Source organism: Anoxybacillus sp. CHMUD, from assembly GCF_013096965.1.
Taxonomy (GTDB): domain Bacteria; phylum Bacillota; class Bacilli; order Bacillales; family Anoxybacillaceae; genus Anoxybacillus; species Anoxybacillus kestanbolensis_A.
The window spans coordinates 24,239-46,575 of the sequence record NZ_SDLG01000017.1 but is presented as its reverse complement, the minus strand read 5'-3'; the positions used below and the strand labels follow the sequence as shown (position 1 = coordinate 46,575).

General features: G+C 43.4%; 24 protein-coding genes. 6 read left to right on the top strand and 18 right to left on the bottom strand.

The window, feature by feature from the left end; all coding sequences use genetic code 11:
* Positions 1 to 3 precede the first annotated feature (3 nt).
* From ETB99_RS11165 to pdhA, 3 genes are read right to left on the bottom strand one after another with little or no spacing between them, the layout of a single operon-like run.
* On the bottom strand, positions 4 to 1,284 hold the full coding sequence (locus ETB99_RS11165; RefSeq protein ID WP_171700630.1) for a dihydrolipoamide acetyltransferase family protein: 1,281 nt from the start codon (positions 1,282 to 1,284) through the stop codon (positions 4 to 6).
* A 48-nt stretch (positions 1,285 to 1,332) separates the two neighbouring features.
* Positions 1,333 to 2,310: an alpha-ketoacid dehydrogenase subunit beta gene (locus ETB99_RS11160; RefSeq protein ID WP_004891307.1), complete on the bottom strand. Its 978-nt coding sequence runs from the start codon at positions 2,308 to 2,310 to the stop codon at positions 1,333 to 1,335.
* Positions 2,311 to 2,313: 3 nt separating this feature from the next.
* Positions 2,314 to 3,420, bottom strand: coding sequence for a pyruvate dehydrogenase (acetyl-transferring) E1 component subunit alpha (pdhA, locus tag ETB99_RS11155; RefSeq protein ID WP_129000048.1), 1,107 nt, complete (start codon positions 3,418 to 3,420; stop codon positions 2,314 to 2,316).
* 384 nt (positions 3,421 to 3,804) lie between these two features.
* Between pdhA and def the strand changes: the two genes are divergently transcribed.
* The gene (gene def, locus ETB99_RS11150) at positions 3,805 to 4,359 is read left to right on the top strand and encodes a peptide deformylase (RefSeq protein WP_077429540.1); all 555 of its coding nucleotides are present in this window, start codon (positions 3,805 to 3,807) and stop codon (positions 4,357 to 4,359) included.
* A gap of 27 nt (positions 4,360 to 4,386) precedes the next feature.
* On the opposite strand, the gene ETB99_RS11145 is transcribed toward def, so the two are convergent.
* A complete protein-coding gene (locus tag ETB99_RS11145; RefSeq protein WP_171700629.1) occupies positions 4,387 to 5,163 on the bottom strand; it encodes a Cof-type HAD-IIB family hydrolase in 777 nt (258 codons plus the stop codon).
* A gap of 443 nt (positions 5,164 to 5,606) precedes the next feature.
* On the opposite strand from ETB99_RS11145, the gene ETB99_RS11140 reads away from it, so the two are divergent.
* From ETB99_RS11140 to ETB99_RS11130, 3 genes are all read left to right on the top strand, one after another.
* Entirely contained in the window at positions 5,607 to 5,822 is a 216-nt protein-coding gene (locus ETB99_RS11140; protein WP_171700628.1) for a DNA-dependent RNA polymerase subunit epsilon, read from the top strand.
* On the top strand, positions 5,819 to 7,486 hold the full coding sequence (gene rnjA, locus ETB99_RS11135; RefSeq protein WP_012575451.1) for a ribonuclease J1: 1,668 nt from the start codon (positions 5,819 to 5,821) through the stop codon (positions 7,484 to 7,486). Before ETB99_RS11140 ends, rnjA begins: the two co-directional genes overlap by 4 nt.
* A 444-nt stretch (positions 7,487 to 7,930) precedes the next feature.
* The gene (locus ETB99_RS11130; protein WP_171700627.1) at positions 7,931 to 8,443 is read left to right on the top strand and encodes a hypothetical protein; all 513 of its coding nucleotides are present in this window, start codon (positions 7,931 to 7,933) and stop codon (positions 8,441 to 8,443) included.
* Positions 8,444 to 8,493: 50 nt separating this feature from the next.
* Here the strand turns inward: ETB99_RS11130 and ETB99_RS11125 are convergent, their stop codons facing one another.
* The 9 genes from ETB99_RS11125 to fadH form a co-directional block, all read right to left on the bottom strand.
* Positions 8,494 to 9,159, bottom strand: coding sequence for a potassium channel family protein (locus ETB99_RS11125; protein ID WP_171700626.1), 666 nt, complete (start codon positions 9,157 to 9,159; stop codon positions 8,494 to 8,496).
* Positions 9,159 to 9,617 (bottom strand): TlpA family protein disulfide reductase, encoded by a 459-nt coding sequence (locus tag ETB99_RS11120; RefSeq protein ID WP_171700625.1) that lies wholly within the window; start codon positions 9,615 to 9,617, stop codon positions 9,159 to 9,161. The genes ETB99_RS11125 and ETB99_RS11120 overlap by 1 nt, the downstream gene beginning before the upstream one ends.
* A gap of 2 nt (positions 9,618 to 9,619) precedes the next feature.
* The gene (locus ETB99_RS11115) at positions 9,620 to 10,750 is read right to left on the bottom strand and encodes an N-acetyldiaminopimelate deacetylase (protein WP_171700624.1); all 1,131 of its coding nucleotides are present in this window, start codon (positions 10,748 to 10,750) and stop codon (positions 9,620 to 9,622) included.
* Positions 10,751 to 10,792: 42 nt separating this feature from the next.
* Positions 10,793 to 11,500: a 2,3,4,5-tetrahydropyridine-2,6-dicarboxylate N-acetyltransferase gene (dapD, locus tag ETB99_RS11110; RefSeq protein WP_006321308.1), complete on the bottom strand. Its 708-nt coding sequence runs from the start codon at positions 11,498 to 11,500 to the stop codon at positions 10,793 to 10,795.
* A 62-nt stretch (positions 11,501 to 11,562) separates the two neighbouring features.
* Positions 11,563 to 12,021: a cyclic-di-AMP-binding protein CbpB gene (gene cbpB / locus ETB99_RS11105; protein WP_171700623.1), complete on the bottom strand. Its 459-nt coding sequence runs from the start codon at positions 12,019 to 12,021 to the stop codon at positions 11,563 to 11,565.
* A gap of 60 nt (positions 12,022 to 12,081) precedes the next feature.
* A complete protein-coding gene (locus ETB99_RS11100) occupies positions 12,082 to 12,321 on the bottom strand; it encodes a YkuJ family protein (RefSeq protein WP_003396622.1) in 240 nt (79 codons plus the stop codon).
* Positions 12,322 to 12,420: 99 nt separating this feature from the next.
* A complete protein-coding gene (locus ETB99_RS11095) occupies positions 12,421 to 12,654 on the bottom strand; it encodes a hypothetical protein (protein ID WP_171700622.1) in 234 nt (77 codons plus the stop codon).
* Between the two features lie 42 nt (positions 12,655 to 12,696).
* Positions 12,697 to 13,905, bottom strand: coding sequence for an EAL domain-containing protein (locus ETB99_RS11090; RefSeq protein ID WP_171700621.1), 1,209 nt, complete (start codon positions 13,903 to 13,905; stop codon positions 12,697 to 12,699).
* 99 nt (positions 13,906 to 14,004) lie between these two features.
* A complete protein-coding gene (gene fadH, locus ETB99_RS11085; RefSeq protein WP_171700620.1) occupies positions 14,005 to 14,760 on the bottom strand; it encodes a 2,4-dienoyl-CoA reductase in 756 nt (251 codons plus the stop codon).
* A 145-nt stretch (positions 14,761 to 14,905) separates the two neighbouring features.
* On the opposite strand from fadH, the gene ETB99_RS11080 reads away from it, so the two are divergent.
* Positions 14,906 to 15,754: a metallophosphoesterase gene (locus ETB99_RS11080; protein WP_004891329.1), complete on the top strand. Its 849-nt coding sequence runs from the start codon at positions 14,906 to 14,908 to the stop codon at positions 15,752 to 15,754.
* Here the strand turns inward: ETB99_RS11080 and crcB are convergent.
* The 4 genes from crcB to ETB99_RS11060 are packed head-to-tail and all read right to left on the bottom strand — an operon-like array spanning position 15,749 to position 20,077.
* Positions 15,749 to 16,081, bottom strand: a complete 333-nt coding sequence (crcB, locus tag ETB99_RS11075; protein ID WP_129000039.1) for a fluoride efflux transporter CrcB — start codon at positions 16,079 to 16,081, stop codon at positions 15,749 to 15,751. The genes ETB99_RS11080 and crcB overlap by 6 nt on opposite strands.
* Complete coding sequence (locus ETB99_RS11070) at positions 16,078 to 16,464, bottom strand: fluoride efflux transporter FluC (protein ID WP_077429792.1); 387 nt, start codon at positions 16,462 to 16,464, stop codon at positions 16,078 to 16,080. The genes crcB and ETB99_RS11070 overlap by 4 nt, the downstream gene beginning before the upstream one ends.
* Before the next feature lie 11 nt (positions 16,465 to 16,475).
* Positions 16,476 to 18,563, bottom strand: coding sequence for an RNA degradosome polyphosphate kinase (locus ETB99_RS11065; protein ID WP_171700619.1), 2,088 nt, complete (start codon positions 18,561 to 18,563; stop codon positions 16,476 to 16,478).
* A 2-nt stretch (positions 18,564 to 18,565) separates the two neighbouring features.
* On the bottom strand, positions 18,566 to 20,077 hold the full coding sequence (locus tag ETB99_RS11060; RefSeq protein WP_171700618.1) for a Ppx/GppA family phosphatase: 1,512 nt from the start codon (positions 20,075 to 20,077) through the stop codon (positions 18,566 to 18,568).
* Positions 20,078 to 20,187: 110 nt separating this feature from the next.
* Here ETB99_RS11060 and ETB99_RS11055 point away from each other — a divergent pair, with 110 nt between their 5' ends.
* Positions 20,188 to 20,628: a YkyB family protein gene (locus ETB99_RS11055; protein ID WP_006321275.1), complete on the top strand. Its 441-nt coding sequence runs from the start codon at positions 20,188 to 20,190 to the stop codon at positions 20,626 to 20,628.
* A gap of 58 nt (positions 20,629 to 20,686) precedes the next feature.
* Here the strand turns inward: ETB99_RS11055 and ETB99_RS11050 are convergent, their stop codons facing one another.
* Positions 20,687 to 22,288, bottom strand: coding sequence for a putative bifunctional diguanylate cyclase/phosphodiesterase (locus tag ETB99_RS11050; protein WP_171700617.1), 1,602 nt, complete (start codon positions 22,286 to 22,288; stop codon positions 20,687 to 20,689).
* Positions 22,289 to 22,337: the final 49 nt, after the last annotated feature.

Below are 22,337 nucleotides of genomic sequence, written 5' to 3'. Positions count from 1 at the left end.
GCATTACGCCTCCATTAATAATAATTCAGGATCGTTTAATAAACGTTTAATGTGATTTAACGCATTTTGTGCAGTTGCACCGTCGATCATGCGGTGGTCGAAGCTTAACGACAACGCTAATACTGGAGCGATGACAATTTCACCATCGCGCACGATCGGTTTTTCTGAAATGCGGCCGATACCTAAAATCGCTACTTCTGGATGGTTAATAACTGGTGTAAACCATTGACCGCCTGCTGAACCGATGTTTGTAATTGTGCATGTTGCACCTTTCATTTCGTTTGGCATTAATTTGCCTTCGCGCGCTTTTGTTGCAAGCTCGTTAATTTCTTTGGCGATCGCAAAAATTGATTTGCGGTCGGCATGTTTCACAACCGGAACGAGCAAGCCTTTATCTGTGTCCGCTGCAATTCCGATGTTGTAGTAATGTTTATGAACGATTTCTTCTGTCGCATCATCGATGGATGTGTTGAGCGCTGGATATTCGCGAAGCGCAGACGTTAACGCTTTAACGACATACGGTAAGAACGTTAACTTAATGCCTTTTTGCGCTGCTACATCTTTAAATTTCTTACGATGCGCAACGAGTTTTGTCACATCGACTTCGTCCATTAATGTGACGTGAGGAGCTGTATGTTTCGAGTTCACCATCGCTTTGGCGATCGCGCGACGAATACCGCTCATTTTCTCGCGTGTTTCTGGGAACTCGCCTTCAAGAACAACTGGTTGTGGTGTTGGTGCTGCTTTTTGTTCTTGTGCTGGCGCAACTGTTTCCGCTTGTGGTGCTTTCGTTTCTGGTTGTGGCGCTGCACCGCCTGCCAAGTACGCATCGATATCTTGTTTTAATACGCGGCCGTTTTTGCCTGTTCCTTGCACAAGACGAATGTCGACACCTTTTTCACGCGCATATTTGCGCACTGATGGCATCGCGATGACGCGTTTTTTCGGTTGCGCTTGAGCTGGTTGCTCTTGTTTTACTTCTTCTTTCTTTTCTTCTACTTTTGGCTCATCGCCATGATCGCCTTTAAACTTTAAGTTTTCGTATCCTGGCGCATCAAATTTAATTAACGTTTGACCGACCGTCGCAACTGTTCCTTCGCTCACTAAAATTTCTAATACTTTCCCTTTAACTGGAGATGGAATTTCGACAACTGCTTTATCGTTTTGCACTTCGCAAAGTACGTCGTCTTCGTTTACTTCATCGCCCGGCTTTACAAACCATTTGACAATTTCACCTTCGTGAATCCCTTCACCGATATCCGGTAATTTAAATTCAAATGCCATGGATCTCAACCTCCTATTTCTTAAATGGGGAGGGGAACGCCCCCTCCATTAAAACGTCATTACTTTTTTCACCGTTTCAATCACATCTTTAAAGTTTGGCAACCAGACTGGCTCTGCTTGCGAGAACGGATATACTGTATCTGGTGCCGCAACGCGCAACACTGGCGCTTCAAGGCTAAGAATTGCACGTTCGTTAATTTCTGCTACAACGTTCGCGGCAATGCCTGCTTGCTTTTGCGCTTCTTGTACAACAACCGCACGACCTGTTTTTTCGACAGATGCGATAATCGTTTCAATGTCTAGCGGTTGAACTGTGCGCAAGTCAATAACTTCAACAGAGATGCCTTCTTTTTCAAGTTCTGCTGCCGCTTTTAACGACTCGTGTACCATCGCACCGTATGTGATGACAGATACGTCTGTTCCTTCACGTTTAATGTCTGCTTTTCCGATCGGAATTGTATATTCGCCTTCTGGTACTTCTTGACGGAACGAGCGGTACAATTTCATATGCTCTAAGAAAATGACAGGGTCGTTGTCGCGAATCGCTGAAATGAGTAAGCCTTTCGCATCGTATGGTGTCGATGGGATGACAACTTTTAATCCTGGTTGTTGTGCGACAAGCCCTTCTAAGCTATCAGCATGCAATTCTGGCGTATGTACGCCGCCACCGAATGGCGAGCGAACCGTAATTGGCGCATGGAAGCGGCCGCCAGAACGATAGCGCATGCGCGCCATTTGACCAGAAATGGAATCCATCACTTCATAGACGAATCCGAAAAATTGAATTTCAGGCACAGGGCGGAATCCTTGCAACGCTAAACCGATCGCTAAACCGCCGATTCCTGATTCTGCAAGCGGTGTGTCGAATACGCGATCTTCGCCAAACTCCGCTTGCAATCCTTCTGTCGCGCGGAATACCCCGCCGTTTACACCGACGTCTTCACCGAACACAAGAACGTTCGGGTCTTTGCGCATTTCTACGCGCAACGCATCCGTGATTGCTTGAATCATTGTCATTTGCGCCATGGCTTATTTCGACTCCTTTTCTTTGTAGATTTCGTATTGTTCTTTTAAGAACGCTGGCATGTCTTCGTACATGATCGACATTAAGTCTGTTACTTTTTGTTTTGGTGTTTCGTCCGCTTTCTTAATCGCTTCTTTAATGTCTTCTTTCGCTTGTTCGATCACGCGATTTTCTTCTTCTTCGCTCCATAATCCTTTGTTTTCTAAAAACTTGCGGAAGCGAACGAGCGGATCTTTTTTCTCCCATTCGTTTTCAAGCTCTTTCGAACGATAGCGTGTTGGGTCGTCTCCTGCCATCGTATGTGGACCGTAGCGGAAGCAAAGCGTTTCAATCAATGTTGGTCCTCCACCGTTAATTGCACGCTCGCGAGCGTCACGAACTGCGACATACACGGCAAGCGGGTCCATTCCGTCAACTTGAATGCCCGGAATACCAGCTGCTACTGCTTTTTGTGCGATTGTTTTTGCCGCAGATTGTTTTTCGACTGGCGTTGAAATCGCGAAACGGTTGTTTTGAACGATAAAGATCGCTGGCGCGTTAAATGCCCCTGCGAAGTTCATTCCTTCGTAGAAGTCCCCTTGTGATGCACCGCCGTCACCTGTATATGTAACCGCAACCGCTTTTTTACCGCGCTTTTTCATGCCGAGCGCAACGCCGGCTGCTTGAATAATTTGCGCACCGATAATAATTTGCGGCGGCAACGCGTTCACGTCTTCAGGAATTTGGTTGCCATGGAAATGACCGCGCGAGAATAAAAACGCTTGGTAAAGCGGTAAACCGTGCCAAATCATTTGCGGAACGTCACGATAGCCCGGTAAAATGAAATCTTCTTTTTCTAACGCAAAATGGCTCGCTAATTGGCTCGCTTCTTGTCCTGCTGTTGGCGCATAGAAGCCGAGACGTCCTTGACGGTTTAACGAAATGCAACGTTGGTCAAGTACGCGCGTATATACCATGCGACGCATTAATTCTTTCAATTGCTCATCCGTTAAATCAGGCATCGCCGCTTCGTTTACGACTTCGCCTTCTTCGTTTAAAATTTGAAATGTCGGAAACTGCTCAGCGACTTTTTCAAGTTGCTTTTTCACATCAAATAGGGGCTTTTTACCCATGTTGTTCACCTCATCCTTTCTTTTTCAACACGTAAAATGATGCACCTTTTAATTTGCCCAAAAACGATTTGTTTTTACTACGTTTGTGTATGAAAAGCTGTATTAATGAAAAAAGCAATTACGATTAATACAACTGTTTTTTTACATCTTTCAGTTTACACCTTTCGACAACGCTCGTCAATCAGTTTGCTTGACACGTTCTATGTAAAAATGAAATTTAGAAAATTTTAACTGTGTTATGAATCTGTTATACTTATTTTTTTCAATCTGTATTATTTCTGTTTTACAACGTGTTTATGTATGTTTCGTCAGGCGATTGCACTTTTGTGCATGATCGCCCATAATAAAACGTAGTCTACTTTATGTATGAAGGAGTGAAACGACGTGATTACGATGAAAGATATTATTAAAGATGGGCATCCGACGTTACGAAAAGTAGCGGAAGAAGTTCCCCTTCCCCCTTCTGAAGAAGATCGCCGCATTTTAGCGAGTTTATTGGAATATGTAAAAATGAGCCAAGATCCTGAGCTAGCGAAAACATACGGGCTTCGTCCAGGCATTGGCTTAGCTGCCCCACAAATTAACGTCTCGAAACGAATGATTGCGGTGCATGTGACGGATGAAAAAGGAACGTTGCATAGCTATGCGTTATTTAATCCGAAAATTGTGAGCCATTCGGTTGAGATGTGCTATTTAACGAGCGGAGAAGGTTGTTTGTCTGTAGACGAAGCAATTCCGGGTTACGTGCCGCGCTATATGCGCATTACCGTCACCGGAACGACGCTTGAAGGCGAAACGGTGAAACTGCGCTTAAAAGGATTGCCTGCGATCGTATTTCAACATGAAATTGACCATTTAAACGGCATTATGTTTTATGACCATATTAATAAACAAAATCCGTACGACGTGCCAGCTGGCGCTATCCCAATTGAACGTTAAAAAAAGGGTGTCCATTGCGGACACCTTTTATTTCAACAATCCGAGCTGACGTAAGCCGAATAAAATGCCGTCTTCATCGACAGCTTTTGTCACAAAATCGGCCGCTCGTTTCGCTTCTTCATGCCCATTTCCCATCGCGACACCTGTGCCGACAAAGCGAAGCATTTCTGTATCGTTTAACCCATCGCCGAACGCATAAACGTTTTCGCGCGGAATGCCGAGTTCGTTCATCATTTTTTTAATTCCTTCTGCTTTTGAACCTCCATATGGCAATACGTCCGTTGACACCGCATGCCAGCGCACGAAGTGAAACGTCGGAAACGATTGAATATACGGCTGTTCTTCTTCTGGTTTACAAAACAAAAGCGCTTGATAAATGTCGTTTCGTTCATCATACGTTTCATCGTGCGGTGGATGAGTAAATTTTAAACTTCCCATGCTTTCGTGAATGTACGGATGATCGGCTACACTTGCACGCATCGTGTCGGCGTCCATAAAAATAAGCGGATGGTCATTGTCGCGTGCCATTTGTTTTAATGCACGAAGTTGCTTGCGATCAAGCGGTTGATTGTAAATGACCTCCCCTTCAAAAACAACATACTGTCCGTTAAAGCTGACAAACGATTGAATGTCAAGCTCTTTTCGCAACGATTCAAACATAAACGGCGCTCTTCCTGTGGCGATCGCTACATATACCCCTTGTTTTTTTAATTCATGTATCGCTTCATATGTCGATTCCGGCAACTGTTTATCATGATCTAACAACGTTCCGTCAATATCAAAAAAGACGATCTTTCTCTCCATGTTTCTCGCGCTCCTCGTGTAAAAGTTCACAAACTTACCGTAACGGAATTGCGCCATATTGTCAATAAATTGGTTGTTTCAATGTATATTTTCCCATGCAAAATTTGTCGAGCATCTTCTTATAATAAATAGTAGATAAAACATTTACTTTCGGACAAAATCGGATACAATAAAAGTGAGGAGTGATGCGTCATGTTGAAAAAGTTGAAACGCAAGCTGCTCGAACAATGGAAAGAACTTTTGCGTAAAAAATCCATTGCCTAGTTGTACGAGCCCTTCAATCGAAGGGCTTCTTTTCAATTTTGTTTCCTATTCTACACTTTTTATATATAATAGGAAAAGCGGAAAGCGGCCGGAGCTACACATCGCTTCACTTCCTAAAGGGGAACGATGAAGTGTGGTATAATAAAAAAAGCAACATTACACATAAGGAGAGATGAACGTTGATTTTTAAAGTGTTTTATCAAGAAACGATCGATGAAGTGCCGGTAAGAGAAAAAACGAAGACGCTCTACATCGAAGCAAAAAGCGAGCGAGATGTGCGCCGAAAATTACAAGACCGTCATATCAATATTGAATACATTCAACCGCTTGAAGGGGCGCATTTAGCGTACGAGCAACAAAACCCTGATTTTCACGTATTGGAGATTGAACAATGAACATGTTGAAAAACAAACAAGTTGGCGTTTTCGCCCTCGGCGGTCTAGGCGAAATCGGAAAAAATACATATGGCGTGCAGTATGAAGATGAAATCATCATCATCGACGCCGGCATTAAGTTTCCGGAAGATGAATTGCTCGGCATTGATTACGTCATTCCTGATTATAGCTATTTAGTGAAAAACGCAGAAAACATTAAAGGATTGTTTATTACGCACGGACATGAAGACCATATTGGCGGCATTCCGTATTTACTTCGTCAAGTGAACGTGCCAATTTACGGTGGAAAATTAGCGCTTGGGCTCATTCGCAACAAATTAGAAGAACACGGATTGCTTCGCCAAACGAAACTAATTGAAATAAAAGAAGATGACGTCATTTCGTTCGGAAAAACTGCGGTAACATTTTTCCGGACAACGCACAGCATTCCAGATAGCTACGGCATTGTCGTCAAAACACCGGTCGGGCAAATTGTGCATACGGGCGATTTTAAATTCGACTTTACGCCTGTTGGTGAGCCAGCCAACTTAACGAAGATGGCTGAAATCGGAAAAGAAGGCGTCCTTTGTTTGTTGTCCGACAGTACAAATAGCGAAATTCCGCATTTTACGATGTCTGAGCGACGCGTCGGCGAAAGCATTCACGATATTTTCCGAAAAGTACAAGGTCGCATTATTTTTGCGACGTTTGCTTCCAACATTCACCGCTTACAGCAAGTCACCGAAGCGGCTGTGTTAAACAACCGGAAAATCGCCGTATTTGGACGAAGCATGGAAGCGGCCATCGAAATTGGACAACAGCTCGGCTACATTAAATGTCCGAAAGATACGTTCGTTGACGCTACGCAAATTAATCGCCTTCCTGCCCATCGCGTGACCATTCTTTGCACCGGAAGCCAAGGTGAGCCGATGGCGGCGTTATCGCGCATCGCCAATGGGTCGCACCGTCAAATTCAAATTATGCCGGGGGATACAGTCGTCTTTTCATCTTCGCCAATTCCGGGCAATACTGTAAGTGTCAATCGCATCATTAACATGCTTGCGCGTGCAGGAGCGGAAGTCATTCATGGACCGCTTAGCGACATTCATACGTCTGGTCACGGCGGACAAGAGGAACAAAAATTAATGATTCGCCTCATGAAACCGAAATATTTCATGCCGATTCACGGTGAATATCGCATGCAAAAAATGCATGTAAAACTAGCTGTCGATTGCGGTGTACCAGAAGAAAACTGCTTTATTATGGACAACGGAGAAGTGCTCGGCATTAGTGAAGAAGGCGCAAGCATCGTCGGCAAAATCCCATCTGGCTCCGTCTATATCGACGGAAGCGGCATTGGCGATATCGGCAACATCGTCTTGCGCGACCGTCGCATTTTGTCGGAAGAAGGATTAGTCATCGTCGTTGTGAGCATCAACATGAAAGAAATGAAAATTGCCGCAGGTCCAGACATCATTTCACGCGGATTCGTCTACATGCGTGAATCGGGCAATTTAATTAACGATGCACAACAGCTTATTGCGAAACATTTACAACAGTTACTCGAACAAGGAACAAATCAATGGTCAGACATTAAAACAGAAATTACCGACACCCTTGCGCCGTTTTTATACGAAAAAACGAAGCGAAAACCGATGATTTTACCGATTATTATGGAAGTGTAAAAAAAGAAGGTGCCCGCTTGGACACCTTCTTTTTTAACGTAATTTTCGAAAGAAGTCCCCCGCCTCAAAGAACGTGACGAGCGGCAGCCTAGAGATGAGGAGAAGTAAAATGTTTGCGAGAGAAAAAACAAGTTCGTGCTTTGGTATAATCAGGATCCTGTCGAATGTGTTCATTGACAGAATATATTTTGTTGAATATAATAAAAATACAAATGTGGGGTGTGTTAGTTACCCATGATTAGTCTTTCGCCACCATTAAAAATTGCACGACGAAAGGCTGGACAAGTGACTTGAAAACTTGTCGCTCATCCGCAAGCGACTCATAAGTGGCGGATTCGAAAACTTGTCGCTCATCCGCAGGCGACTCATAAGTGGCGGACTCGAAAACTTGTCAAAAAAGAAGTGGGGTATCCGCTTCTTTTTTTTAGATTGGGGTATTACGATATGTCTGAACATTTTAAAATTTATTTTATCAAGGAAGAATTTTTTTCAATCACCGACTGGACACAATATAAGGTACCTATAAAAGAGAGAAGACCTGCGTTAATTTTAGTCATTGAAAAAGAAGAATTCCCTAATGGGCTGTTTTGTATCCCCATCACAAAAGATAATGATAAAGATGGAAAGATTAAAGCATTGTCGATAAAAAGACCAGATTTTATACACCCCATAAAAATCAATCGTTATGATAGTTATTTATTGATACAAAATATGTATATTATTCATAAACAATTCATTGGACAACCATATACTTTAAATGATGTTCCTTTTGAAATTAAAAATACAAAGATTCAGAGAGAAATAATGAAAAAAGTGAAAAAAGTGGATGCACTTTTGAAACAAGGAGTCATTCATTACGTACCAAGAGAAAAAGTGTTTGAAATCCAATTAAAATATCTAGAAGAGAAACAAAAAACTTCAAAAATTTCACAAATAAATAGCTATGAAAGAAGTTAGCAATATGCTCTATCTTTTTTAAGAAGGTGCCCGCTTGGACACCTTCTTCTTTATTCTCCCACGACTTCCCTCTCGAAGCGGTCGATGTCTTGATCGGCACCGATGACGATTAAAATGTCCCCTTCGTAAATGACTTCTGATGCAAGCGGTGATACGATAATGTCGTTGTTTCGTTTAATCGCCACGATGTTAATACCGTATTTGGCGCGAATGTCTAATTCAAGGAGCGAATGACCGTGCAGTCGTTCGTTTGCGACAATTTCAACGATGCTGTGGCGATCGGATAGTTCTAAATAGTCGAGCACGTTGTTTGAAATCATATTGTTTGCAATCCGTTCGCCCATATCTCGTTCGGGATGGACGATGTGGTCAGCACCGATTTTTTTCAACACTTTTTCATGATAATCGTTCGTTGCTTTCACTGTAATTTTTTCAACGCCAAGCTCTTTTAAAATTAATGTCGTTAAAATGCTCGCTTGAATGTTGTCTCCGATGGCAACGATGACGTGGTCAAAATTACGAATGCCTAAACTTTTTAAAACATTTTCATCCGTTGAATCCGCAACGACCGCTTGCGATGCAATTGATGCGTATTCGTTCACTTTATCTTCATTCGTATCGATCGCAAGCACTTCCATGCCTTGTTCGCTTAACGTGCGGCAAACGCTACCGCCAAAGCGTCCGAGACCGATGACGGCAAACTCTTTCTTCTTCATCACAAATCCCCTCTTGTTCGATATTCATCAATGACGCGAATAATTCGTTTTTCTAACATATTCATTCCACCGCTTCCTGCTTGGTAATGGCGAAAATGACCATCTGCATCAAATATATAGTACGTCGGCACACAGCGATTATCAAACGCTTCTTTTAACCGATGGTCGTTGTCAATGAAAAGCGGATGGGTAATGCCGTATTGTTCAGCTAGCTGTTGGACGACTTCTACGTTTTCGTCGCCATCGCGTCGCGGCATATGAATAGAAATGACGTGTAATTCTCCTTCATAGCGATCGCGAAATGCGTTTACTTGTTTAATTCCTTCTTTACAAAGATGGCAACTGACCGCCCAAAAATGAATGAGCGTCGGTTTTCCAATAAGCTGTTCACGAGTGACATTTCCGTTTAGTACGACTGTTGCTCCGTCTAATGATGGCATAAGTTCTCGTAGTTTCATCATTATTCTTCCTTTACTTTATGATTTCCTTTCCAAGTGACGTAACGAGTAAGCAGTTGAATGGCAACATCGATCGCCTCTTCGTTTGGGTTTAATTTCGCATGATGTAAGCCGAACGGAGATTGCACCCCGAGCCAAAACATAAAACCAGGAATGCGCGCAAGCATGTAGCCGAAATCTTCGCCCGTCATCGCTTCTTGACAACGAACGAGGTGTACATTTGTTTCTTTCTCAACAAATTGCATAAATTCGTTCGTTAACGTCTCGTCGTTGTACACTTGATAATACATCGAACCGTAATCAATGTGCGCTTGGCAGTCGTAAGCGACTTCGATGCCGCGCACAATCGCTTCAATGCGCCCTTTCACTTTTTCCATCGCTTCTGGTGAAAGTGTACGAATCGTTCCTTCAAGCCGTGCGCGCTCAGCGATAACGTTTTGTACCGTCCCGCTCGTTAGTTTGCCAACTGTAATAACAGCGCTATCGAGCGGATTGACGTTGCGTGAGACAATCGTTTGCAGTTGCATGATAAGGGAGCTTGCCGCAACGACCATATCTTTCGTTTCATGCGGAAACGCAGCATGCCCTCCTTTGCCGATTAAGTCAATAAACAGTTCGGACGTGTTCGCAAACAATAACCCTTCTTTTGTTGCGATCGTTCCGACCGGATATTCTGGAGCAATATGCAAAGCAAGGATCATATCGGGCATCCATTGTTTCATTTCGTCGCTCTCCAACATCGGAAGCGCCCCGCCCGGTCCTTCTTCGGCTGGTTGAAAAATAAACAGCATGTCATCACGAATGGGATGATGAACAACATGAGTGAGCACACCGAGGGCAATCGCCATATGCATATCGTGCCCACACGCGTGCATCCGCCCTTCGTGCATCGAGCGAAACGGGACGTCCGTCTGCTCGTCAATCGGCAGCCCGTCCATATCGGCGCGATAACCGATCGTCTTCGTTGGTGCAGTGCCATGAACGCGCACGAGAATACCTGTGCGCCACGTTTTGATTTGCAGTCGCTCAGACGGAAGGGTGGCAAGATAGTCTAATATGTATTGTTGTGTTTTAAACTCTTGAAAGCCGAGTTCGGGAATTTGATGCAAATCGCGGCGAATGTTTATAAACATTTCGATCCTCCTTTTGAAAAAAGCGTGGAATCGATCCACGCTTTATAGTTGACGAAGTTCTTGTTTAATTTCTACTTTTGCTTTTGTTTTTTCGTCGATTTGTTTAATGACGCGCGCCGGTACGCCAGCAACGACCGTATATGGCGGCACATCTTCTGTCACAATCGCACCAGCGGCAACGACCGCACCTTTTCCGACCGTCACTCCTTCTAAAATGACCGCGTTTGCTCCGATCATCACATCGTCTTCTACGATAACCGGTTTTGCTGATGGTGGTTCGATGACGCCGGCAAGCACAGCGCCTGCCCCAACGTGACAGTTTTTCCCTACTGTCGCCCGTCCGCCGAGCACCGCATTCATATCAATCATCGTACCTTCACCAACAACGGCACCGATGTTAATGACCGCACCCATCATAATGACGGCATTGTCGCCAATTTGCACTTGATCGCGAATGATCGCTCCCGGCTCAATGCGCGCTTTAATATGTTTTAAATCAAGAAGCGGAATGGCTGAATTGCGACGGTCGTTTTCAACGACGTAGTCTTCAATCTTATGTTTGTTTGCTTCAAGTGCCGCTTCAATGTCTGCCCATTCGCCAAATACGACGCCTGTCTGACCTGTAATAAATGTTTTCGCGCTCGGACCGAAATCGATGTCGGCAATGTCTCCTTTTATGTATACTTTCACAGGTGTTTTCTTTTTGCTGTTTTGAATAAACGAAATAATTTCATTTGCATCCATCATCATTTGAAGTTCCTCCTTGTCGTTTTATTTTTTTACTTTAACAAATGAAACAAACGGTGACAAGCTTATTTTCGCTTTTCGTACATCGAGCGATTGAACCGCTTTAATATTTCTCGACGCGTCACGATCCCTACAAAGTAGCCGTCATCGTTTTCGACGCAAACGAACGGATGGTCAATAAGCAGCTTCAACGCTTTTAAAAATGAATCGTTCACATGTAAACGCGGGATGTTGCGTTGCATCGCCTGTTCGACTTTCATCGTTTCAAGCCGCTCAAATTCAATGCGCTCTACACCTAAAATCGCATCCATAATCATCGTCATGCTGATGAGCCCTTGCAGTTGATACGTCATGTTTAACACTGGGATGGCTGAATATCCTGTGCGCGTCAATACTAATAATGCGTGTTCTAAATGATTCCCTACTTGCACGTGCGCCACTTTATCGGACGGAATCATCAGTTCAACGAGCGATGGTTGTTGCATCGTCATTCCGCCTTTCACAATGTAATCCCCATTTGTCATTGTACCATGTTCGTTTCGATATGGGAAAGCGCAAAAAAAGCCTTCACAGTAGGTGAAGACTTAATTCAACAAATCAAAAATTTCGATGGCGATCATATCAATGTTGTCAAACTGATACGATTTCGGCTTCTCGCCTTTTTCGTACACTTCTAATACGAACGTGTTCGTTTTTTCGTAATATGTGACGCTACATTTTTTTTCACCGTTCACTTCGAAGTTACGTTGTGGTGCCTCATTCGTTCCTGTTTTTTGTTCTTGCAAGCTAATTAAACGTTGGATAATGCCTAATAATTGCGACATGACGTTCATTCCTTTCCGATACGTATTTCAACGACTATTCACTACTGTACCAAGATTCGAGGAAAAAGTAAACAAAAACGAAAGCCCACCATAGCGGGCTTACGTTTGAAGCGCGACGTATGCAATATAACCGAGCAAAAGAGCGACAAACACGATGTAAGCAATAAATACCGGATTGCGTACATACGGATGAGCTGCCACTTTCTCGCCAACACTCGTGTCGTATTCGCCTTGCGTTTTTTGGCGCTTGCCAACTTGATACGTATACACAAATCCCCCAACTAATACCCCGCTTACGATCAGTAAAAGCATCCAAGAAAATGTGTCCATCATCACTCACCTCAAGCTTACTTTTCCACCGCAAGCGACGTTTTATTACAAATGGGCGTTATGTTCAAATAAATACTCGTACGTTAAGTCGATAAATAAATAATGGTGTTCATCAATCGGATACGAATATGTGCGAATCATTTCACCTGTTTCAATATCGCTGTACAAATCTGATAAAATGCCGCGCTTGCGTGAGCGCATGCGAATAATGTTTTCTAAAAAGTACGGACGCCAACTCCAGTTTTTCATTTCGTATTGGGGCTGTAACTCCCACGTTTCGCCTTGCTTAAATATGTTTGCGGACTGTTGAAATCCGTCTTCATCGCATATGTAAATGCGAAAACTGCAATCGCTTAACTGTTTGGCTAAGGCAGAAATGAGTTCGTTAAACGATGACGCTTTTTTATATTTAGAAACGAGCTCGGAAATGCGCGCTTGAAACTGTTCGGAAATGTCATACAACGTTTGCAGTTTCTTTTTTTCGTGCTGAATGAACGTATGAAACTGAGTGCGCAACGTTTCTTTTAATAAGTCTTTCGGAAGAAATGATGGCGAAGGTTCGTGCAAATAATAGCCTTGATAATATCTTCCCCCATTTCGCCACGCGTATTGCAGTTGAAAGGCGTTTTCAATCTCTTCATACAAAAGCGTTGCGCCAATTTTGCGCGCTAAAAGCGAGATCGAATACAGCACATCATCGTACGATACGGTTGACGTGCGCAACGAATGTAAATCAATTTTTAATAAATCGGGCGCCAACAGACGAATGCGATCTAAATTGCTGCTTTCTTTTCCGATGTTATCAACCGCAATTTGAATGCCGTATGTACGCAAATACGTCAATACGTGCCCGAGCTGTTGAATGTCGCCTTTGAAATGATGTTCGGTTATTTCGAGGACGACTTGGTTTAATCGCAATCCTTTTTCTTTATATGGAAGAAGTAATTGTAAAAATGATTCGCCTCGATCAAGCATTAACACGTTTGCGTCACGATTGATAAAAATAAGCGATGCTGGCTGTTCGTTGACAAACTGTTCGAGCGCCTTCGTCGTTATGGCAACATCGACTTCCATACGAAACTCTTCTGGAATTGTTTCGTCGTGAAAAAATGGACCGAGGCTGATGACTTCACCATCTTGTTGAAAGCGACCGAGCACTTCATATCCAACGATGCACTGCTCATCAGCACTAAAAATCGGCTGATAATGCGGGACGACTTGATCGATATGTGTTAAAATGTCTAGCGCATCCAAAACGACGCCTCCTCCCCCGTTTTTTCAACCATTATATCATAAGAAAAATAAAAGTGTTTGTTAGGAAACAAAAGAAAAGCGACGCCAATAAACGTCGCTTTAAAACGGATGTTGATTGAGCCATTGCCCGCCATCAACGGTAATGCATTCCCCATTAATGTAGGCAGCCGCATCAGAAAGTAAAAACGAGGCGACACCTGCAATTTCTTCTGGCGTCCCGAAGCGTCCGAGCGGCACGCTATCTTTCACACGTTTTTCCATCTCCTCTGATAAAATAAGCTTTTCTGCCCCGCCTGTTCGCTCAATTGGACCTGGCGCGATGGCATTCACGCGAAAGCCGTATTTTTTCCCCCATTCGACTGCTAATGTGCGCGTCATCGTCAACACGCCTGCTTTCGCACATGCGGAATGAATGACGCCCGCTCCTGCCCCCCACGCATATGTAGCGACAATGTTAATGATCGACCCTTTTTGTCCTTTTTCGATCCAATAGTTCCCCACTTCTCGGCTACAATAAAACGTGCCGTTTAGGACGATGTCAATGACGCTATTCCAACCGTTAACGGATAGCTTTTCGGCTGGACAAATAAAGTTGCCGGCAGCGTTGTTAATTAATGCATCAATTTTTCCAAAGCGCTCATCTGTTTCTTTCACCATCGCCGCAACTAATTCTGGTTTGCGTACGTCCATAACGATTGGTAAAACGCTGCCACCGATGTCAGCTGCCGCTTCTTCAAGCGCTTCTTTTCGTCTTCCTGTAATGACGACATGCGCCCCTTCATCCGCAAAACGCTTCGCCATATATTTCCCCATGCCACTTGAACCGCCTGTCACAATAATGACTTTTCCGTTCATTTCCTCATCCCCTTTTATGAATGGTTATTCATTCATTTTTATTGTACTATATATTCAGAAAATTTTTAACATTGTTTTTGCTGTTTTTATGAACTTTTTTCTTTTATAATGGGTGAAGAACATTTCATATGTAAGGTTGAAGCGAATGAAACGACGAGATTTTTTTAAAACGATTTTTTCTTTATTCGTCAAAGGAGCTTTGCTTTCCACTGCCGGATACATGTACGCAAAGTATGTAGAACCGCAACAGTTGACGGTACGGCGATACGATGTCGTCCATCCGCTCATCCCGAAAAGCTTTGACGGATGCCGACTGCTTCAGTTTAGCGATGTACATTTAGGGTATCATTATTCTGTTGACCATTTTCAACGGGTCGTGAAACGAATGAATGACCTCGATCCGCATGTCATTTGTTTTACAGGAGATTTACTAGATGAACCGAATCAATATGAACATGTCGATGCGATTACATCGCTGCTCACCCAACTTCACGCTCCACTAGGGAAATTTTGCATTTACGGAAACCACGATCATGGCGGATACGGAACAGACATATATAAACGAATGATGACAGCAAGCGGATTTCGACTACTTGTCAACGAATGGGTAACGATTGAACGAGGACATGAACGAATTGCGATCGCGGGGTTAGATGATTTTATGCTCGGTAAGCCTAATTTCGCCAAAACGGTGCAACAGTTGCCGAAAGAAACGTATACGATCGCTTTAATTCATGAACCTGATCTTGTGACGCAAGCGAGCGTCTATCCGTTTCATCTTCAATTGTCAGGTCATAGCCATGGGGGGCAAATTCAACTGCCTTGGATCGGCCCGCTCGTAACCCCTCCGCTTGCGAAACAGTATGTTGAAGGATTTTATGACATCGGGCAGCTCACATTGTATGTCAATCGCGGACTTGGTACGACGCGCATGCCGTTTCGCTTTTTAACGCCGCCAGAACTTACGTTGTTTACGTTAAAAGCCGGGTCATAACATCAACCCGGCTTGAAATAAACATATGCTCCCAACGATTGAAGCGCCGACATAAAGAAGCGCTTCTTTATATTTTTTATGCGATAAGAGTTGAATGGCTTCGACGCTAAATGTTGAAAACGTCGTAAACGCGCCGAAAAATCCGACCGTCACTCCAACCGACTGGACGTCGTGGGCAAGCGTGATACCGAGCCCAAACGAACCGATCCAGTTAATAAATAAAATGGAAAGAGGCACAGGTGACTGTTTCGTCCAACGCATCAGCCATATGCCAAGCTTGTACCGACACCACGCCCCTAACGCGCCACCAAGTGCGACATACATCATGACGCCTCACCTACGCTTCTTGCACCGATCCGTTCTCCGACATATACGCCCACATAACAACAAAGCAACCCACCAACGAAAGAAACAAACACATATATGTTCGCTAATCCGATATGTTCGTGCCATAACACGACCGTTTCCTTACTAAACGTCGACATCGTCGTCAATCCGCCGCAAAATCCTGTACCGATCGCAAGCCGCAACCATTCAGCCATTTTTCCTTTTCCGACGTAAGACGTCAATGCGCCAAGCAAAAACGAACCGATGTAATTGACAAACAACGTTCCCCACGGAAATGTAAGAAACGGGAAAAGAAGCGCAACGCCGTATCGGCATAACGCTCCGAATGCTCCCCCAATGGCGACTGCTCCACTTTCTTTCATTCAATCATCCCCTACTCTTCATCGTCTGCGACATCATACGCCATTTGAAACAACATCATTTGGCTATCGACTTCTTCTTCGTCTTCTTTTCGTTTCACATATTCGTACTCGCCATCTTCATTTTGTTCGCGCGCTTTGACGTTATCAGAAAGCAAAATGTGTAACACCTCAATAAGCCGCTCTTTTAATTGTTGACGGAAAATCGGGAATAAAATTTCGATGCGGCGATCCATATTGCGCGTCATCCAATCGGCAGACGATAAAAAGACGCGTTCTTTTCCATGATGATGAAAATAATAAACGCGGCTATGTTCTAAAAAGCGGCCGACGATGCTGCGAACGCGAATATTTTCACTTACTCCTTTCATTTGTGGGCGCAAACAACAAATACCCCGCACAATTAAATCGATTTGTACCCCTGCTTGCGACGCTTCGTACAGTTTCATGATGAGCTGTTTGTCCGTTAGCGAATTCATTTTCGCGATGATGCGTCCGTCGCCGTATTGTTTATGGTAACGAATTTCTTCATCGATCAGTTGTAAAAATTGTTGTCGTAAATCAAACGGAGCGACGACTAAATGATGAAACTCAGGCTTTTCCATATAGCCGCTTAAATAATTAAAAAAGTTTGTCGCATCTTCACCAAATTGTTCGTTTGCAGTAATGAAACCGAAATCGGTGTACACTTTGGCAGTCGCATCGTTATAATTGCCTGTACCTAAATGAACAAATCGCTCAATGTTTCCGTGTTTTTGCCGAACGATTAGCGTAATTTTACTATGCGTTTTTAAATGCGTCATGCCGTAAATGACGTGACACCCTGCCTTTTCAAGCTCCTTCGCCCATTGCACGTTATTTTCTTCATCAAACCGTGCCTTTAATTCAACGAGAACGGTCACTTGTTTCCCGTTTTCAGCTGCGCGCTTGAGCGCTTCAATAATGGGAGAATCACCGCTGACGCGATACAACGTCTGTTTAATCGCCAACACATGAGGGTCATCGGCCGCATCGGAAATAAAGTCGATGACGGGTTCAAACGACTCGTACGGATGATGGAACAATAAATCTCTTTCTTTCGCTTTTTCAAATATGTCTTCCTCATCATCTAAATCTTTTGGCGGTTGCGGAATGAGCGTTTGAAACACGAGATGTTCTTTGTATCGTGCTACTTCATGATAAAACGAAAACAAAAATGTTAAATCAATCGGACCGTCGATTTTGTATACATCTTTTTCATGAATTTCTAGTTCGTCTAGCAAATAATCGAGCACCCACTCATCAAATCCTTTTTTGCTCATTTCGAGCCGCACCGCTGCGCCCCATTTTCGCTTTTTTAACTCTTTTTCAATTTCTTTTAATAAATCGCGCGCCCCTTCCTCGTGAATCGTTAAATCGGCGTTGCGCGTAATGCGAAATTGCGTAACAGACGAAACGTTGTAGCCTTTAAATAGCGTATGAATAAACGTCGTGATGACGTCTTCTAATAGCGCATACATGTGCGTGTCGTTGTTTGCCGGCAAAGGAATGAAACGACTTAACACGGACGGCACTTGAACGATCGCTAATTTTTTTCGATCGTCTTCCTCTTCTTCATCATCTTCAAGAACGATTGCTAAATTTAAGCTTTTATTTAACAACATCGGAAACGGGCGATACGCATCGACCGCCATCGGCGTTAACACCGGGAAGATGTTTTTCATAAAATACGACTGCAAATACGTTGTTTGTTCGTCGTTCCATTCATTTGGGGCAAGCAAATGTACCCCTTCAGCACGTAGCATCGACAATAACGTTCGATTGTACATGTCATACTGCCATTTCACAAGCTCATGCGTTTTTTTCGCAATTTTTTTTAACTGTTCTTTCGGCGTTAATCCCGCTTTATTTTCTGGCTTATTAAAACCAGCTTTCACTTGATCTTTTAAGCCCGCCACGCGCACCATAAAAAACTCATCTAAGTTCGAGCTAAAAATCGCTAAAAATTTTAATCGTTCTAATAGTGGATTGCGCTTATCCATCGCCTCTTGCAAGACGCGCTCGTTAAACGCAAGCCAACTTAATTCGCGGTTATTGTAATAACGCGGATGACTAAAATCCATCCTCATCCCTCCAGATGAAATTGTAATTGAATCGGTCGTTTTAACATTTTTTCGACATGTTTTTTATGTTTTTCGGCTTGATACTCTTCCGCTTTAAATGATTGATTACAAAAAATGTGTATAACGATCGTTTCTTGTTGAAGTTCAAGTTGCAGACGGTTGACAATATTTCGTTTTGTATCATTTAAGCTGTAAGCAAATTTTAATAGGGCGCCAAGAAAACGAAGCTTTTTTTGTTCTGCGCGTGTAAACCATGTGTGAAACGGCTGGACGTATTGTTTAAACAACGTTTTATTTTTAAACGAAGCGACAAGCGCGAGCTGTACGCGGTCACGATGGCTTAAGCCGTCGATCGTTCGATTGGCTAAAATGTAAAACGTATGTTGACTGCTCGCTTCTTCATCGACATATTGTCCTAAATAAAACACGTGAGTAGCGCGCTTTAATAAAACGAGGTCTTCTCCTGTCAATGGGAAAAGAGCGAGCGCACGCATTTGTTCAAACAGTTGAGTGACTAGTTTTAATACGTGCTGCACATGGTTTGTATTTACTTCGTAGTCTTGGGCTAATTCAAAAAAACTTTCATCTAATACGCTGGGAAAAATAATCGGCCCAAACTGTTCGTAAAAAATGCCGTCACGTAACCCTTTTCGGCTTAAAATAAACGTCGTCGCATCGACTGTTTCGTATAACGTTTGAAACACTTCAACCGCCGGAATAATTAAATCGGCCCGATCTTTTGACAACGCTTCGACTTTTTGTAGTTGTTCAAATGTAAGACCACGCAAATATTTTTTCACTTGAACGATATGTTCGCGATTCATTTCATATTGATGAATGCCGGCAATCGGGTAGTTTTGGAGCATTTGATGCACTTGTACGACGTTGCGGGCGCTTCCGCCAATCGCAATGATCGGAAGTTTTCGTTGTTTTAGCCATGGAAGCGATTGAAATTGCTTTTCAACGTATCCCCGCAACGTTTGTAATTCTTCATCCGTCGGAACATCCCCAGCGACAAATTCGCGCTTTAGCGATAACGCCCCGAACGGAAAGCTATGATAATCGACAAGTTCACGATTGTAAAAATACGTCACTTCCGTACTTCCACCGCCAATATCAATCGTAATCCCTTCGTGAAACGATGTCGATTGAATGACCGCTAAAAAACCGTAGTATGCTTCTTCGTATTCGGATAAAATACGAATACGAAAGTCGGTCCGTTCAGCAACGATGCGAACGATGTCGTCGCGATTGCGCGCTTGACGAATTGTAGCGGTCGCCACGCATTTCACATCGTGCAGACGATGAAAGCGTGTTACGTCTTGAAACGTCAAAAGCCCATCTAAAAGCACACGTAGCCCTTCCTCCGTAAACACACCATCTTCTGTTAAATAATTGCGCAATCGGGCAGCAATTTTTACGTTTTCCCTTTCTCGTAAGCGACCGCTTTTACTTTGTTCATAAATGACGAGGCGCATCGTGTTTGAGCCAATATCAATAATACCGTATTTCAACAGGAATCCCCCCTTATCGTGAAATGGAAAAAATAAATTGAAAATTTTCCAAAAACATAAACGATCGTGTATAATATAAGTGTACCAAAATAAAAAGGAGTTGAGTAAATATGGAAACAGTCGAATGCACCGTGGAAAACTTATCGGTCGCACTGTTTACGGTCAACCGTCATGCGAAAACGGCGTTAAATCCTTCTTACTTGTATTTGCTGAAGAAAAAAACGATTGAAAAAATGCTCGAAGAAGGAAAAGCGAAAAAAGTTGGGCTTCACTTTTCCCGAAATCCGAAGTACAGCCAGCAAAAGTCGGATGTGCTTGTGGCGATCGGTGCGTATTACTTCCACATACCTCCAACAAAAGAAGACTTCAAGCATTTGCCTCATCTCGGTACGTTGGACGATTCTTATCGCAACCCTGTTGTTAAAATGCCGTTGTCTCAAGCCAAACGATTATTACAAGCGTATACAGGCATTTCACCGGAAGACGTAGAGCCGAAACCGAAACGGTACGATTGGTCGCGTCCGCATCGGTTCGGGAAAACGTTTCGCTAAGGACAAGCTCACGTAAACAATGGACATATTTTATTATATGACACAAAAGGGCGGCCTCTTAATGAGATCGCCCTTTTTTCTGTTGGACTAATTGTTCGAATTGTTCGGTAGCAAGCGGTTTGCTGAAGTAGTAGCCTTGGGCGCGGTCGCATCCTTCTCGTTTTAAAATCGCAAGCTGTTCTTCTGTCTCCACTCCTTCAGCAACGACTTTCATTTGTAAGCTGTGTGCCACTTGAATAACCGCGCGCACGATCGATAAGTCATATGAATGTTTCACCATATCTTGCACGAACGAACGGTCGATTTTAATGATGTCAACCGGCAATTTTTTCAAATAGTTTAACGAAGAATAGCCTGTCCCGAAATCGTCGACAGCGAGCTGCAAGCCTAAATTTTTTAACGACTGCAACTGCGCAAGGACGTAATCGATATGATGCATCGCCATACTTTCGGTAATTTCTAATTTTAAACAAAACGGGTCTAAATCGTACGTGCGGAGCACATGTTCAATATGTTTCACTAAGTCGGCTTGCAAAAATTGTTTAATAGAAACGTTGACACCAATTTGCACGTGTGGTAGCCCTTTTTCTTTCCATTTTTTACTTTGTTCACATACGTTTCGTAACACCCAATCGCCGATCGGTTGAATTAAATTCGTTTCTTCCGCAATTGGGATAAATGTTGCTGGCGAAATCCAGCCGCGCTTCGGATGAAACCAGCGAAGCAGCGCTTCAACCGCCACAATATCGCCTGTTTGAATGTCGACGATCGGTTGATACTGAAGCGTAAATTCGTTTTGTTTTAACGCTTTGCGAATGCTATGTTGAATGTACAATTTTTCTTCGTTCGTCTTTTTTAACTCGTTCGTATAAAAACAATATGTATTTCCACCGTTTTCCTTCGCCGTTTCTAACGCTAAATCGGCGAGCGAAACGAGCGTCGTCCAGTCGGTTGCATCATCTGGAAATACACTTACACCAATGCTTGGTGTCACCGTTAATTCATGTTCAGTTAAGTAAAATGGTGTAGAAAAGGACTGAATAACGTCGTCTATTGCACGGCGTATGTCATGCCGTTTCGCCGTATAAAAAGCGAGAAAAAATTGGTCGCGATCTTGCCGCGAAATGACGAGATGTTGGTGCCGTTGCAGCCGCTCTGCCACTTGTTTTAACAATTCATTTCCGCACTCATAGCCAATTAAATCATTAATAAATTTAAAACGATCTAAATTAAGCGACAATAATGCGAAAGGCTCACGCTCGTTCATTCGCTCCCAAAGCATATGTTGAAACGATTCGTACGACAATGCTCCTGTCAACGAATCGTTATAGCCGTCCGTCGCTAACAAAAAGAAACCGGTCCAAACGATATGCGATTGAAACAAATGAACGTGCACATACGCAGGACGATCGTCAACAACTGTTTTTCCGCGCCATACGTTCGCATCGCGCAATGAAGAGACGATGCCGTCGGTACGCTCAACGAACTGATGAACGTCATGGTAACGACCCGATAGTTGTCGTAACAATGAATCGTCCATGTAAACAATCGTTCCGTCCCGATCGGTAATAAAGAAAAGAGCGTATTGATCAAACTGTTGCCCAACGGCCTCCCATTTCATCAATGGAGGGTGTTGGTACAGAAACTGCTGTTCATTCATGTTGTAATCCTCGCTTTTTGTTTTCTTCCCTCCTTCTTTTATTAAACCA